Annotated in this window: 12 protein-coding genes and 4 tRNA genes; 10 read left to right on the forward strand and 6 right to left on the reverse strand. The window is 35.3% G+C overall.

Annotated elements, in window-relative coordinates:
- Window positions 1-10: 10 nt before the first annotated feature.
- The 4 genes from pyrC to AB4J89_RS01380 form a co-directional block, all read right to left on the reverse strand.
- Window positions 11-1063, reverse strand: a complete 1053-nt coding sequence (gene pyrC / locus AB4J89_RS01365; RefSeq protein ID WP_311754997.1) for a dihydroorotase — start codon at window positions 1061-1063, stop codon at window positions 11-13.
- A 198-nt stretch (window positions 1064-1261) separates the two neighbouring features.
- Window positions 1262-1337, reverse strand: a tRNA-Asn gene (locus AB4J89_RS01370).
- Window positions 1338-1659: 322 nt separating this feature from the next.
- Window positions 1660-1735: transfer RNA gene (locus AB4J89_RS01375), tRNA-Asn, on the reverse strand.
- A 353-nt stretch (window positions 1736-2088) separates the two neighbouring features.
- Window positions 2089-2164: transfer RNA gene (locus tag AB4J89_RS01380), tRNA-Asn, on the reverse strand.
- Window positions 2165-2461: 297 nt separating this feature from the next.
- Here AB4J89_RS01380 and AB4J89_RS01385 point away from each other — a divergent pair.
- A complete protein-coding gene (locus AB4J89_RS01385) occupies window positions 2462-3403 on the forward strand; it encodes an AraC family transcriptional regulator (protein WP_088495202.1) in 942 nt (313 codons plus the stop codon).
- Window positions 3404-3493: 90 nt separating this feature from the next.
- Window positions 3494-4087 carry an NAD(P)H-dependent oxidoreductase gene (locus tag AB4J89_RS01390; RefSeq protein ID WP_088495203.1) on the forward strand — a complete coding sequence of 198 codons (594 nt, stop codon included), beginning with the start codon at window positions 3494-3496 and terminating at the stop codon, window positions 4085-4087.
- A gap of 142 nt (window positions 4088-4229) precedes the next feature.
- Here AB4J89_RS01390 and AB4J89_RS01395 read toward each other — a convergent pair.
- Both AB4J89_RS01395 and AB4J89_RS01400 read right to left on the reverse strand, forming a co-directional pair.
- Window positions 4230-4305: transfer RNA gene (locus AB4J89_RS01395), tRNA-Asn, on the reverse strand.
- A gap of 155 nt (window positions 4306-4460) precedes the next feature.
- Window positions 4461-4967: a YlaC family protein gene (locus tag AB4J89_RS01400; protein WP_088495204.1), complete on the reverse strand. Its 507-nt coding sequence runs from the start codon at window positions 4965-4967 to the stop codon at window positions 4461-4463.
- Between the two features lie 455 nt (window positions 4968-5422).
- Here AB4J89_RS01400 and cspE point away from each other — a divergent pair, with 455 nt between their 5' ends.
- The 8 genes from cspE to cheA all read left to right on the forward strand — a co-directional run bounded on the left by cspE (window position 5423) and on the right by cheA (window position 15988).
- The gene (gene cspE, locus AB4J89_RS01405) at window positions 5423-5635 is read left to right on the forward strand and encodes a transcription antiterminator/RNA stability regulator CspE (RefSeq protein ID WP_004243573.1); all 213 of its coding nucleotides are present in this window, start codon (window positions 5423-5425) and stop codon (window positions 5633-5635) included.
- Window positions 5636-5745: 110 nt separating this feature from the next.
- Window positions 5746-5940 carry a protein DsrB gene (gene dsrB / locus AB4J89_RS01410; protein ID WP_075673852.1) on the forward strand — a complete coding sequence of 65 codons (195 nt, stop codon included), beginning with the start codon at window positions 5746-5748 and terminating at the stop codon, window positions 5938-5940.
- A gap of 403 nt (window positions 5941-6343) precedes the next feature.
- The gene (locus AB4J89_RS01415; protein WP_088495205.1) at window positions 6344-7042 is read left to right on the forward strand and encodes an MgtC family protein; all 699 of its coding nucleotides are present in this window, start codon (window positions 6344-6346) and stop codon (window positions 7040-7042) included.
- Window positions 7043-10769: 3727 nt separating this feature from the next.
- The gene (flhD, locus tag AB4J89_RS01420) at window positions 10770-11120 is read left to right on the forward strand and encodes a flagellar transcriptional regulator FlhD (protein WP_072063484.1); all 351 of its coding nucleotides are present in this window, start codon (window positions 10770-10772) and stop codon (window positions 11118-11120) included.
- 2 nt (window positions 11121-11122) lie between these two features.
- On the forward strand, window positions 11123-11704 hold the full coding sequence (gene flhC / locus AB4J89_RS01425; protein ID WP_006533207.1) for a flagellar transcriptional regulator FlhC: 582 nt from the start codon (window positions 11123-11125) through the stop codon (window positions 11702-11704).
- 134 nt (window positions 11705-11838) lie between these two features.
- Window positions 11839-12732 (forward strand): flagellar motor stator protein MotA, encoded by an 894-nt coding sequence (gene motA, locus AB4J89_RS01430; RefSeq protein ID WP_036935706.1) that lies wholly within the window; start codon window positions 11839-11841, stop codon window positions 12730-12732.
- A 2-nt stretch (window positions 12733-12734) separates the two neighbouring features.
- On the forward strand, window positions 12735-13781 hold the full coding sequence (gene motB / locus AB4J89_RS01435) for a flagellar motor protein MotB (RefSeq protein WP_088495206.1): 1047 nt from the start codon (window positions 12735-12737) through the stop codon (window positions 13779-13781).
- 35 nt (window positions 13782-13816) lie between these two features.
- Window positions 13817-15988 carry a chemotaxis protein CheA gene (gene cheA, locus AB4J89_RS01440; RefSeq protein ID WP_368467840.1) on the forward strand — a complete coding sequence of 724 codons (2172 nt, stop codon included), beginning with the start codon at window positions 13817-13819 and terminating at the stop codon, window positions 15986-15988.

Below are 15988 nucleotides of genomic sequence, written 5' to 3' on the forward strand. Positions count from 1 at the left end.
AGGGGAAGGATTAATCGACAGTGATATCCCAATGAATATTTTCATTTGCTAAGAAAGGAATAAGCGCTTCATTACCACAAAGGATTTGTGCTGGAGCCTCAACCGTTTTCTCTGTTAATGTGATTGTTCCTTCATTAACAGGTAAACCATAAAAACGAGGGCCATTCAAAGAACAGAAAGCTTCAAAGTGTTGTAATGCATTAAGTTCTTTAAATACGGTTGCGTAAGCGGCTAGTGCGGTTGGTGCGTTAAATACTCCCGCACAACCACAAGATGATTCTTTGCGGTGTTGTAAGTGAGGTGCAGAATCTGTACCTAAGAAAAAGCGAGAATTTCCTGATGCAACAGCGTCTCTGAGTGCTTCTTGGTGAACATTGCGTTTAAGAATAGGCAAGCAATATAGATGAGGTTTAACGCCACCAACCAGCATATGATTGCGGTTAAACATCAGATGTTGCGGAGTGATGGTGGCTCCGAGAAATTCATTTCCTTCTAACACATACTGAGCTGCTTCTTTAGTTGTAATATGTTCAAAAACAATTTTTAGCTCAGGAAATTGCTTACGCACAGGAGACATAACGCTATCAATAAAACGCGCTTCTCTATCAAAAATATCAATATTTGAAGCGGTTACTTCGCCATGGATAAGCAATGGCATGCCAATTTTTTCCATCACACTTAAGATTGGGTAAATCTTTGTGATATCTGATACGCCATGACTTGAGTTAGTTGTTGCATTCGCAGGATAAAGCTTACAAGCAGTAAAAACACCTTGTAAGAAACCTTGTTCGACTTCTGAAGGCAGTGTGCTATCTGTTAAATAGCAGGTCATTAACGGTTCGAAGTTATCTCCCGTAGGAATAGCCGCTTTGATGCGATCACGATAAGTACGAGCAGCTTCAATCGTTGTAACAGGTGGGACAAGGTTTGGCATAACAATAGCTCTGCCAAAATAGCGACTGGTATAAGGAACAACAGTTTTTAGCATGTCATCATCACGAAAGTGAACATGCCAATCATCAGGACGGCGAATAGTGAGGGTGATAGGTTGTGCAGTGGTCATATACCGGCTCCGTGTGTCTTAGGAAAATCGAAAGATCAAGGATTGGATTGGACTAGATAGTCAAGCCGGAAACGAATGCTAATACGAAAACGATTAAATAGCTACCATTTAATCGCATTTTTTTATTATGTTTTTGGAATTATGTAAGGTGAAACAGAGAATAAAATCAAAAGGTTACGAGGGTGACACAAAGAGAAATGGCTCCTCCAACTGGACTCGAACCAGTGACATACGGATTAACAGTCCGCCGTTCTACCGACTGAACTATGGAGGAACATCATTAAGTGGCGTGTATCATATAGTGAGTGATTTGATATGTCAAAGGACAATCAACGATATTTGTTTAAGTGCATAGATAAACAACATATTGTGTATTTCTAAAACAGATAATCTAATAATGAGGCGGTAAACATTTTTAAATGGCTATTTTCTCTACATTGAAGATTGAAAATAAAGATAAAAAATAAAGAGATAACGTATTTGAGACGACACAGAGATCTAAAAAATAAAAGAGGAGAAGAATAGGAATGGTATTGATAATAGAGAAGGTAGAAAGCAAAAAGCCCGCACTATAATAGCGCGGGCTTTTCTAAATTTGGCTCCTCCAACTGGACTTGAACCAGTGACATACGGATTAACAGTCCGCCGTTCTACCGACTGAACTATGGAGGAAGCGAGTTCTCGTGAGAACGAGACGGATAATAGCGAGGGCGATGAAGTTTGTAAAGTAAAAAAAGTGAAATAATAGTTTAAGTGGTTAAAAAATAACTAATTTATAGTTTTTAAATCAAATAAGGTGGTTTTGAGTTTAAAAAATAGTCAGTGGCATAGTGTTAATTTAAATTATCCTATTAGAACGCACTCTTTTATTGATGATTTTGAGTGGAGATAAAATTGAAATCATGGATACATCGGTGGATATATAAGAGCACAAAGAAAATAAATTAAGAAAATCGAGGAATAAAAATAATGGATGAGCAGAAAGCAAAAAGCCCGCACTGTAATAGCGCGGGCTTCTCTAAATTTGGCTCCTCCAACTGGACTTGAACCAGTGACATACGGATTAACAGTCCGCCGTTCTACCGACTGAACTATGGAGGAAGCGAGTTCTCGTGAGAACGAGGCGAATAATAGCTATCCTCGGTCACCTTGTAAAGTAAAAAAATGAAAAAAATAACTGTTTGCTCAAGAGTGCATCAGATTGTTTCTTTTTTGATAAAAATGTATAAAAAATAAATGGTTATCAGTAGAAATAATACTCGAAATTACATTTCTACTAGATGAAATATGTCTTACCGTGGTAAGAAAAGGTAAGGTGCTTTTTTAAAAAAAAGTTTTTCAAACTATTTAGTAATACAATCTGACGAATTCACAGACTAAATTGAAGAATCAGAGGCTATGGATACTGCGAATCTATCAGCACCAATAGTATTAGAGTTTGAACATTTTAAAAAAACACTTCTTCTATATACAAAAGATAAAGAAGGGGGATGGGATACGGTTGTCTCTGGTTTAGCATTATGTCGGTATAGTTCTATTACAGAGTCAGAAGGTTGGATGTATGAACCAAGTTTGGCTATTGCTGCGCAAGGTGCAAAGCAGATAACAATAGGACTAGAGACAAATTGCTATCGTCCTATGAATATGCTTTTAACATCATCAGAAATACCGACCTTTGCTAAAGTTTGTGAGGCTTCAAAAGAGACACCTTTTTTAGCGATATTACTAAAATTGGATCTCTCTCTATTACCTGAGTTGCTAACAGAAAACAAATTTGAGTTACTACAAGAAAATAACGAGATCCGAGCTCAACAAATTGTTCAAGCAACTGCACCAATCCTACAAGCAGTAACCAGGCTTATAAAACTAATAGATACACCCGAAGACGCACCGTTTATTGCTCCTTTGATCCAAAAAGAGATCCTTTATTACTTATTACGATCAAACGATGGTGCGCGTCAGCAACTACTCGCTTCGCAACATCCCCAGTGTCGGCAAATTAATCATGCTCTTGATTGGATTAAACAACACTACCGCGAAACAATCCGGATAGAAGATCTTACAATGTTAGTGGGTATGAGTACCTCTTCATTTCATTTTCACTTTAAAAATCGAACAGGCATGACACCATTGCAATATCAAAAATGGTTACGACTGAATGAAGCGAGAAGGATCATGTTGATTGAAATGAGTGATGTCTCTGAGGCGGCATTTATTGTGGGTTATGAAAGCCCATCACAGTTTAGTCGCGAATATCAGCGATTATTTGGGTTATCACCTCTAAAAGATATTCAACGATTAAAAGCCTCTGGATCTGAAAGTGTATATTTGGATTATTAGGCAAGAATAATGGAGAAATGAGTTAAGGCAGTAATAGATAATTGCGTTACAGTCAGTTTATTAACTATGTGTATGTAAAGGGGTTTAGACGTGACGAATGTTTTTATTATTAATGCGGCAAAAGAGTTTGATGGGTCTGAAGGGAAGCTCAATGACCATTTGACGCAAATTGCCACAGAATTATTATCTTCACATCAGATAAATGTGCAATCAACACGCATTGATGATGGTTATGATAATGATGAAGAAGTCGATAAATATTTATGGGCAGATGTCATCATTTATCAAATGCCAGCATGGTGGATGGAAGGCCCTTGGATCTTAAAAAAATATATTGATGATGTGTTTAGTGCGGGGTACGGCAAAATGTATATTGATGATGGCCGTACACGAAAAGATCCTTCGAAAAAATATGGTTCTGGTGGGTTATTACAAGGCAAAAAATATCTTCTTTCTGTAACTTGGAATGCGCCTTTTGAATCATTTGAAGAGCAAGAACAGTTCTTTGAAGGAAAAGGGATTGATGCTGTCTATTTCCCATTCCATAAAGCGAATCAATTTTTAGGTATGGAAGGATTAAAAACCTTTGGAATGTTTGATGTAGTGAAACAACCACAAATTGAACAAGATATTGAAGCGTATAAAAAACATTTAGAACAAGAAATCGTTGGGATCGCTGATTAGATATTTATCTTGCTAGATATAAATTAGCTACCTGATAATCAATCAAGATAACGATACAGATTGGATTTAGGTAGCTGATTTTGACAATATGGATTTACAAAGCAAAAAGCCCGCACTGTAATAGCGCGGGCTTTTCTAAATTTGGCTCCTCCAACTGGACTTGAACCAGTGACATACGGATTAACAGTCCGCCGTTCTACCGACTGAACTATGGAGGAAGCGAGTTCTCTTGAGAACGAGGCGCATAATAACGATGATATATCAGAGTGTCAACGTTAAAAGTGGATTAAATATCTGTTTGGTTGGTTTATCGACAAAGTGGCTAAATAATAGAAGTTATTCTCCGTGTTTTACGTGTAACACGGAGAATCAATTAGGCTTGAGGGGATAATTGTGATGCTGAAATTGATTGTTGAATGGGATCAAATGCCATCAAGTACACATCGTAAAAATGAATTTCTTGTTTTTTACTAATAATCTCACGAATGTCTTCTTTTATTTGTTGAGATATCGCTGGGTGCTGGTGGATCTCATTTATGGCTTCATCAGAGAGTTTTTCAAAGGTATACCATTCACCGTTATAGCAAACTCTCAAATCGAGAACACCAATATCCTCAAATTTATAGATAGGTTTAATATCAAATAACAAGATACCAGCCATAACTAAGAACATCACAGTAAAAAGAACGAGTGAGATAACCCCAAAGTAAGGTGAATAAATTAATAACGCAGCGAGTAATACATAAGAGAGAACCATGCTGATACATAACCAGATATGGTTTTTTAAAAACTGACTATTAAAATGTGGTTTCCCGTCTCTTTTCTCTGCTTTATTGATCCGGTCTAAATCACGCTCTAAGATTTCTTTTAATACATTCATTGTAAACACCTTAAGAGATGAATGTTGCAAACTTGTTTCTTATTATTAGATTATCACGGGGACAAGATAAGCGGGTAGAACAGTTTTTTTAAATTATGGCATTAACTGTTATTGTTAAACCATTAAGAATATTCTTAGTTGTTGTTAATAATAGAGATAAAATATCAAATAAATTTTATGCACAGTGGTAAAAATAGAGGAAGAATTGTATTTTTAATGTGCAATTCGCATTTTTTTAATCTTTAGACGCATAAAACTATTGCTATTAAACTTGTCTCATGCGTTAATGAGTAAGGCCTCAATACAGACCTGATTTATGATTGACATTCTAAGTTAATGAGTTTTAAACAGCATCGCTTTTTGACCGTTTTCTTCATGTGTGCCCATAAGTTATAGGTAGTTCAGGCCAGTAGATGCCGAGAAGGCAACGTTTTATTGATATATAGGAAAGTCACATGTCTGACAAAATGAAAGGTCAAGTTAAGTGGTTCAACGAGTCTAAAGGCTTTGGTTTTATTACTCCAGCAGACGGAAGCAAAGACGTATTCGTTCACTTTTCTGCCATTCAAGGTAACGGTTTCAAAACTCTGGCTGAAGGTCAGAACGTAGAATTCACAATTGAAAACGGTGCAAAAGGTCCAGCAGCTGCTAACGTAACAGCTCTGTAATTTAAAGCCTTTTAAAAATTTTCTTCAAGCCTGTCACCTTATGGTGGCAGGCTTTTTCTTTATGGGTAAAATAAAGGAAAAGAGAATGATAATATTTATCAGGAGAAAAAATGCAGGTTAATGATAGCGTTGTTGTGAAAACAGATGGTATTGACGATCGTGAAGGGACTATCCTACTTATTGAAGAATTTAATGAAGGTATAATGTATTTAGTATCACTCCCTGAATATCCAAAAGGAATTTGGTTTTTTAATGAAAAAGAGGGTGGTGAAGGCACATTTGTTAGACCAATACAGCAAAAATGACTTACGTTTAGGTACGGTTCATTTACATTTTTAAATCAGCTACTTATACTTTTGCCAAATTTTAGTTAGGAGAAAACACCTTGGATACACAAAGTTGTAGGTTAATGATAAAACCATTAACTGAGAATAATTTTATTCAAAATAATAGGTAGGCTGTTTTCTTCACTAAAACTGCTTACCATTTTGGTGGGCAGTGCATTGTAATATTTCTTTCTTATATATTCCTATTCAGCACTTACCCAAATGATTTCCCTTATGCAGCTAAAATACGAAGGGTAACTCCATGTGCTACATTTTTTTCTCTTTATTTCCTCCACCTAAGGCGATGAATTAATTTCAACACTCTGAACTATCAGAGCAAAATTTTCATATCGATTTTAATCATCATGTAGAGGAAATAAACATGACGATGACGCCTTATATTTTAAATCTCATAATTGCAATGTGCCTTGGTGCTTTGATTGGTGCCGAACGTCAATGGCGACAAAGAATGGCGGGTTTAAGAACAAACGCTTTAGTTGCAACGGGTGCGGCTGTTTTTATTTTAAGTTCAATAGAAACTTCGCCAGATAGCCCTGGTCGTATCGCAGCTCAAGTTGTTTCGGGTATTGGATTTCTTGGTGCAGGTGTGATCATGCGTGAAGGAATGAATATACGTGGACTTAATACGGCAGCAACGCTTTGGTGTTCAGCAGGAATTGGCGTGTTATGTGGCTTAGGTTTATATCAACTGGCGACCATAGCAACACTTCTTATTCTTTGTGCGAATATTTTACTACGAGAAGCTGCTCAACGGATAAACGCTCAGCCACAACATCAAGCAATAGATATTGAACAACGCTACTCAATACGAATTATTTGTCACGAAGAAGATGAAGTTTTAGTTAGAACACTCATTTTACAAGCAATAAATGGACTACATGTTCGATTACAGTCTTTAAGTAGTGCTGATACATTGATGCCTAGCCAGTTGGAAGTTTGTGCTGAATTACTTGCAACACCTGTTGAGCAAAAAGAGATAGAAGCGATTGTTTGTAGAGTAAGTTTAGAAAAGAGTGTGAGTGCAATTAATTGGAAGATAGCGGCAGAGCATCCTGCTTAACAGATCTTTTGAAAATAATGTCTTTCTAATCAAGGCTCCCTGTATTGAATATAGGGAGCTTTTTTTGCCATTTGGATACTAGATAGATATCAACTTACAAGGTTATTTCAAAAAGGAATATGAATATTGATAAAAGTTATAAAGAATATAACGTTGTAATTTATAAGTAATAGTTCTGTCATATTTCTAGCTGTTGTGTGGGCGATTACGCTTATTCGTACCAGCCACATACTTTTGTATGTTCTTAGTAAATCATTTATTTTTGCCTATCCAAACCTCAAATTATTCAGATCACCAGCATAATACTTAATTTAAGATTTAACTCCTCCGATGAGAATAATGAGATCTTAGTCATGTATTACGTATTATTACTAATATATAGAAATAAAGTATTTTGTTTGTGTAATTATTATTTTTGTAACTATTACTTTATGGAATAAAAAATAGAAAAATGTATTCAAAAAAAGCTAATTTAAATACGCAATAGGGTGGAATATATTCATTTTCGTTTTAATAAAAACAAACATTTTTGCCTAAATTGATTAATGTACAATTATTTGTATTGTGGTTAACCCGTATATAATGAGTTATGAATGAAAAATGTTTAACAGCGTTCGAGTATATTTGGCGTGATTTCTCATCTTTATTAATCTCGCGTTTTAGGTGGATTTGATTTATCTCTGTTTATTTTGTTTTTAATAAACAAGAAAAACTAAAATCAAGTAAGCGGTTGCTACTCATGGTTTACTTATTAAATGAGGCACTTAGGCGTATTGTAGGACAAAAAGTCGTTATTAAGGGGCTTAGCGCAGTATAGAATCTGGGGTGAAAATCGATGTTTTCCATTGATTATATTGGATTTTTTTTTAATATCTAAATTATACTCTCAAATTATTTCAATGTATTTGGCGAAAATTTTATCAATATTTTCTATCGTATTTAATTTAAGTTTGATTTTTTGAGTAATGTTTTTAATTCAATCAAATTAGACTCTCAAAAAATGGGGATAAATTCAGGAAAATGGTGAGTTTAAACCGCTACAGTAAAGCTGATGAATTGCTGTGGCATGATGTTTGTAATCACTAATCAATGATGAATGAAAATCTTTTGAAAAATTATAGGATTTTTTGTAAAAACCATGTAGAGGAAATGATACCAATAAGTAATCTTATAATAAGCGTAGAAAAACCACACCACTCTTTTCATTCGATAAAATAATAATTTCAAAATTATATTGTTTATAACTTTGTCAAGGATGTAAATCTTACTTATTACAGAAGGAGAATTATCTTAGTATGAAATAGATGTGCCATTAGTATTTACTGTGAAAATATATATAAAGGATAATTGTGCTACTGACCTTTTTCGATTTACCAAAAAAGATAAAACCAAGTATAAGAGGAATGCTAATTTAAAAAATTGCCGGTATAAAAGGGGGAGTAATCATTTCATGTTTGCTTACTAAAAAACGATGTAACTCATTTCAATAGAACTGAAAGCAATACACAAAGTATTTGCATTCACGGCATGAATAATCTCAATTATTACTTTTGAAAAATACGGTTACAATATTTTTCAAAAGCTTCCTTTTCCAAAAATTTAGAACACTTTTGGGGTATAGAATACTAAGCACTGTTATTGGTTTTTAAGATTAATCTAATAAATGAGATATAGGTCTTGATTATTTAGATACATCAATATTTTTATTAGGCTTTGATAGAGAGGAAAAGTCTTTTTAAACTCGGAATTACTCATAAAAAGGGTAATAAAATGAGTCAAATTAGTGGTTAGAATAGGGGAATATTTAGAGATATATTTTAGTGGTTTAAGTAAAGATATATCGATATTTAAATCTTTATACTCTCCTAAGCCCGTCAACATCAACTTTTGTTAAGTAATGGTGTTGTTACGAAGTCAGCACTTTTGGTTCTGTAATGTCTTGAGACTTGTGCTAGCTAGGTTGAAAAAAAGAGGCTAACCGCATGATAAGAGGAAAAGTGAAACAATACTCATCATTTGTAAGAGTAAAACAAATTTCTGTTAAGAGCTGCTTTGGAGCAAAAAGTAACATTTGATATTTTTTAGTTCGAGGTAATGCCAATAGAATAATCAATAAGATGCTATTTTGATCATATTTGTTTTTCTGTCTTTGCATTGAAAAAGTCGATGTGTACAAGTGTTAACTCTAGATCGTCATATTTGTCATTACCGCCATTTATTGTGTAGAGGTAATACTGATAACAGGAAAAATAGAATTTATATTTTGCCTTATTATTTTATGAATTAATTACTTTGCATTGGAGATCTTGGAAGCTTTTTTTATCAAATTGAAATTTATATTTCAAAAAAATGTCTTTTTTATAATAAAAGAGGTGTGGTTATATAAAACATAATTTATAAATCTTCTTTTTTTCTTTATGCTTTTTTTACTGGATATTACATTTTTAATTAATTGTAGATTGTTTGATAAGTATATATCTATATACAGTGAAAAATAAGATGATTTTTATTTTATTTTTTATTTTAATAAAGTGTGGCTTTATTTTATAAAAAAATGATTGTTTTTTAAAATTTAACTTAAGTTAAATATTGTATTATTTTTATATTCCGTTTTAAATTGATAATTAAATTACAGGTGTTTTTTATTTAATTAAATAAAAAGTCTTCTTTTATTTTTATATTAAACTTGTGACAGTTTTAAATTTTAACTGCTCATAATATATACTGTAATTCATAAATAAAACTTATTTGTATGTGGATATTATTTCTCTGTGACTAATTTACAGTCAATAAAACTCTTATTAAGAGTTCTGTAATTTAAGTGTTAAATAGTACTTAATAATCATTAGTTAAATTGTATTGTTACAATTGAAACTTTAATAATGTGGAAATAAATATTCAATGATTTAAGGGTGAAGATGCATAACTAAGAATTTAATTTTATATGACTTATCGTTCTGTTTAATAAATTCATCATTATATCACGTTGATTTTAAAGGGTAATTTTAATGGTGAAATAATAAAAAAATTTAGGATAACTATAAATAATTAGAGTAGGTTATTTTTCAAGCAAATTGTAAATAAAAAGTGATCATTTCTGAAGGTTTACGTAAATGATGAAAAAAATAATATCTATAGAAATATTTATTAAAACTGGGAAGCCAGTTTAGATAAAGATGAGGAGGAGATATATCAATATATGTTACTGTGATCAAAAAAATCTCCAATTGTGGATTTGTCAAATTTTTATGCTGTATTTTTAGGTTTATAAGTTTAATAGATCGTATAAAATAAAAAATTATCATTAATATTTTAATTTGGGTAGATTAGCTTATTAATTTACACCAAGTTTTATTACTTTTATCACTTGAATAGTTAATGAACTAATTCCATAATAATGATTATCTTTTTGTGATGTGACTCACATAGTATTTAAATTAGACTACTTTATCCGTTGAATAACTTAATCGTTAAGGAGTAAAGTTGTCGCGTTAGGATTATTCTTAACGAGCTATATTGGCGAGCATTTAAAGTTTACTTTTAATTTAAATGTTTTTTTCGCTACTTTTGAAAATGACCGTAACTAAGTAATACAAGGTAGTGTTACTACGTGTCATGTTCATAAAATGGGGCCTGGAAATTTAATATTACATTTATATTAATTTCCTCGGGATCTTTCATTAGGAAGATCCTCTTTGTTCAATATAATCGGACGGGATGTAAAGAGATGAGTACGGTTGAATTGCTTAAGCATATTTATGACATAAATTTATCGTATTTGCTTTTGGCGCAAAGGTTAATTAACCAAGAAAAGGCTTCCGCAATGTTTCGGCTTGGGATTAGTGACGCCATGGCGGATGCACTAGCAGAGCTTACATTGCCTCAATTGGTTAAGTTGGCTGAAACAAACCAACTAATCTGTAATTTCCGGTTTGAAGACAGCGAAACAATAGAACAACTCACTAAAGAATCTAGAGTGGATGATTTACAACAAATCCATACTGGCATTCTTCTTTCTTCTAACTTGTTTCGTCAGTTATCGGAACAAGATACTACTGCGACAAAGAAACGGGCATAACAATGAGTGAGAAAAGTATCGTCCGAGAAGCGAAGGATATTCGCTTAGCAATGGAATTAATCACCTTGGGTGCCCGCTTACAAATGCTTGAAAGTGAAACTCAATTAAGTCGGGGGCGTTTAATTAAATTATACAAAGAATTAAGAGGGAGCCCCCCTCCAAAAGGAATGCTGCCATTTTCAACGGATTGGTTTATGACATGGGAACAAAATATCCATTCCTCAATGTTCTATAACGCTTATCGCTTTTTATTAAAAAATGGTGGCTGTGTTGGCGTTGAGGCTGTTGTTAAAGCTTATCGTTTATACTTAGAGCAATGTCCGCCTGTTAAAGATCAAGAACCTATTTTAGCACTAACAAGAGCATGGACATTAGTACGCTTTGTTGAAAGTGGCATGTTGCAACTTTCCGTTTGTACCAAATGTAATGGTTCATTTATTACACACGCACACCAGCCAGCTAGCAATTATGTTTGCAGTCTTTGCCAGCCACCTTCTCGCGCAATAAAAAAACGTAAACTTTCCGCCAATCCTGCCGATATTAACTTACAACTGTTGGATGGTCTTGAACAGTTTGCAATGTGATTCGAGATTGAAAGTTAAATATCAGGTTATAGAGCTTAGTTATCTATAACCTGAGCCGTTTCCTCTCCCCCTCCTATCTCTTGCTGCTATGTTCGCCATTCTCTCTATAACGAAATTAGCTAAAGGGATATCGCGTGTTAGTACTCTTAGGATATATCGTGGTTATGAGCGCCGTCATCGGGGGATATCTTCTCGTCGGTGGTAGTTTAGGCGCCTTGTACCAGCCAGCCGAATTTATAATCATCTTTGGTGCCGGTATCGGTGCTTTTATTGTAGGTAATAATGGTAGAGCAATTGTATCGACAATGAAGATCCTACCGAAATTACTTCGTAGTACAAATTACAATAAAGCGATGTACATGGATTTAATGGCACTCATGTTTCGTTTATTGTCAAAAGCTCGTCAAAACGGGATGTTGGCATTAGAGAGAGATATCGAAAACCCACAACAAAGTGACATTTTTTCCCAATATCCTCGCATTATGAAAGATGTTTATATGCTCAGTTTTATTACTGACTATATGCGTCTGATGGTGACAGGGAATATGAATCCTTATGAAATTGAATCTCTGATGGATGAAGAGATTGCAACTTTTGAGGAAGAAAGCGAAGTGCCTGCAACTGGTTTATCGGCGATGGGTGATTCGTTACCAGCGTTCGGTATCGTTGCTGCGGTTATGGGTGTTGTTAATGCGTTAGGTGCCGCGGATAGACCCGCTGGTGAAATGGGCGTATTAATTGGACACGCAATGGTTGGTACTTTCTTAGGTATTTTATTAGCTTATGGTTTTATTTCACCATTAGCTTCTAGACTCAGACAGCGCTCTAGTCAGCAAATGAAAATGATGGAGTGCATCAAAACAACATTGTTATCTAGCATGAATGGATATGCGCCACAGATAGCTGTTGAATTTGGACGTAAAACCCTCTTTCTGGCAGACAGACCTTCTTTTATTGAGTTGGAAGAACATGTACGTCAGGTACGGACACCAATGCAGGCAAATCCTGATGCAATGAAAGAAGAGTAATTATGAAGAGTAATTCACAAATCATTCGAGTTAAAAAGCGAGGGAGAAAGCAACATCACGCTCACGGTGGTGCATGGAAGATAGCTTATGCTGACTTTATGACTGCAATGATGGCTTTCTTTCTGGTGATGTGGTTACTTTCAATCTCTAGTCCACAAGAATTAACTCGTGTAGCAGAATATTTTCGCACGCCATTAAAAGTCGCTATTGAAAAAGGGCGATTTAGTGGGGATGCAACCAATCCTATTCCTGGAGGAGGGCGTGATCCTGTTTATAACGAAGGTGATATTTTGCCAAAAGGCCAGGAAGATAAACAGCTTAATGAAAAGCAACAATTCCGCCGATTAAAAGAGAATTTAGAACAAGTCATTTTAAATGATCCTAGATTAAAAGATCTGAAGCCTCATTTATTAATCGACATGATGGATGAAGGTTTACGCATCCAAATTATCGATAAAGCAAATCGACCTATGTTTAGAGTCGGTAGTGCTACCGTTGAACCTTATATGAAGGATATTTTGACGGCAATTGCACCTATTTTAAATGACACGCCATATAAAATCAGTTTATCGGGTCATACCGATGATATTCCTTATGCAAGTGGCGCTTTTAAATATAGTAACTGGGAACTATCAACGGATCGCGCGAATGCCTCTCGTCGAGAATTAATTGGTGCTGGCTTAGGTGAATGGAAAGTGTTGCGTGTTGTAGGTATGGCATCAACAGTTCACTTGGTCAAAGAAGATGGTTTTGCACCTGCTAACCGACGGATCAGTATTCTGGTCTTAACGAAGCAAGCAGAACAAAAAATTGTACAAGAAAATGAGCGGGTTGCACCGACAGTAACAGAGGCTTCAGAAATTGAACCTCTACTTTCAGGGCAAGAAACCCCACAAGAAAAAGCAGAAAATACACAGACGGGTTCGTCTGTGTCTTCTGCATCTGAGCTTCCCGAATCAAAAAAGGAAAATGTTGAAACAGGAGTTTCTGGGGAAAGTTTGCCATCACAATCGACAAATATTACTACAAAGCAGGGAACAGCCCCCTAATTTGTTGGTAATCGCGTAAAGGTGAATGAGTAACGATGGATATTACTGAGTTTTATCAAACATTTTTTGATGAAGCAGATGAGTTGTTAGCTGATATGGAACAGCATTTGCTGTTACTTGATCCTGCAAATCCAGATCAAGAACAGATGAATGCAATTTTCCGTAGTGCGCACTCCATAAAAGGAGGGGCTGCAACATTTGGCTTCGTTAAACTTCAACAGACCACTCATGTGCTTGAAAACTTGCTCGATAGTGCAAGACGTCATGAGATGGCGCTCACCGACGACATTATTAACCTGTTTCTGGAAGCGAAAGATATTATGCAACAGCAATTGGATGCACATAAAAACTCACAAGAACCTGATGAGGAAACATTTAACTATATTTGTGAGAAGTTGCGTCAGCTGGCTCTCGATGTAAAAGAAGAACAATCCGCTCCTCAAGTTGAGGTTGTTGCTGGATCTGAAACTTCAGACTCACAGGCCGCAATGACTGAAACTCCTGTTTTGTCATCTGACATTGAAAATGTGCAAAGTGAAGCTATAGAAACCATGGTCGAAGTAGCATCGACCATGGCGGCTGATGGACATTATTATCATCATATTATTTTGTCTGATCTTAAAGAGACAGATATTGATTTAATGCTTGATGAATTAAAGCATCTTGGTGAAGTTAGCCAAGTTGAAAAACAGCATCATGGTCTTGAAGCAATATTGAAAACCACTGCAACAGAAGAAGATATCAGCGCTGTACTTTGTTTTGTGATTGAACCTGAACAAATCTCGTTTAAAAAAGTGGCTGTTGCAGAAAAAAACACAGTTACAGAAGAAAGTACAACATCTGTTGATGATGTTCATGTTGAAAGCGAAATAGAGCAAGCGGTACCTGTACAAAAATCAGTTGCTGAAAAAGTAACACCATCAGCAGAACCGACTAAAGCACCGGTGGCATCGGCAGCACTAGCGAAAAGACCTGTTGCAGCTGCTACGCCAAAAACAGAATCAAGCAGTATTCGTGTTGCAGTTGAAAAAGTTGATCAATTAATCAACTTAGTTGGTGAACTGGTTATCACACAGTCAATGTTGGCACAGCATAGCGGTACCCTTGAGCCTGCAATATATAGTGATTTACTAAGTTGTATTGCTCAGTTACAGCGCAATTCTCGTGATTTACAAGAATCTGTTATGTCAATTCGTATGATGCCAATGGAATATGTTTTCAGTCGCTTCCCTCGAGTTGTGCGTGATGTTGCAGGTAAAATGAATAAGAAAGTTGAGCTAAACATGATTGGTAGCTCAACAGAACTTGATAAAAGCTTAATTGAAAAAATTATCGATCCTTTAACTCACTTAGTTCGTAACAGTCTTGATCATGGTATTGAAATGCCAGCTGATCGTGTTGCAGCTGGTAAACCAGAAGCGGGGCAATTAACCCTGTCTGCGGAACATCAAGGCGGTAATATTTGTATTGAAGTAACTGATGATGGTGCTGGATTAAACCGCGAACGTATTTTGAAAAAAGCGATTTCCTCTGGGCTTGCAGTTTCTGAAAATATGAGCAACGAAGAAGTTGCTATGCTGATTTTTGCACCGGGTTTCTCTACTGCTGAAGTCGTCACGGATGTTTCTGGTCGTGGTGTGGGTATGGATGTTGTAAAACGAAATATCCAAGAGATGGGCGGTCAAATTCAAATCAGTTTTGAAGTGGGTAAAGGAACGCGTATTCGCATTTTACTTCCACTGACATTAGCAATTTTAGATGGTATGTCTGTTAAAGTTCATGACGAAGTCTTTATTTTACCATTAGGAACGGTAGTCAGTTCTTTACAACCGGAAGAAGATGATATTTATCCATTGGCTGGCGATGAGAAATTATTGCAGGTCAGAGGGGAATATTTACCACTGATTGAACTGCATCGTACTTTTAATATTGAAGGTGCTCAAACCGATATTACCCAAGCAATTGCGGTAATTGTTCAAAGTGCCGGACGTCGTTATGCTTTATTGGTAGATCAATTAGTTGGTCAGCATCAAGTTGTTGTTAAAAATATAGAAAGCAATTACCGAAAAGTACCTGGAATATCTGCTGCAACAATTATGGGCGATGGTAGTGTGGCTTTAATTCTTGATGTACCAGAATTGCAACGTTTAAGTCATACACAAATGACAAATAAGAAAAAGAATACAACTGCAAGCGCAGTCATTTAA

The organism is Proteus sp. STS61-E (assembly GCF_040932335.1).
GTDB lineage: Bacteria > Pseudomonadota > Gammaproteobacteria > Enterobacterales > Enterobacteriaceae > Proteus > Proteus mirabilis_B.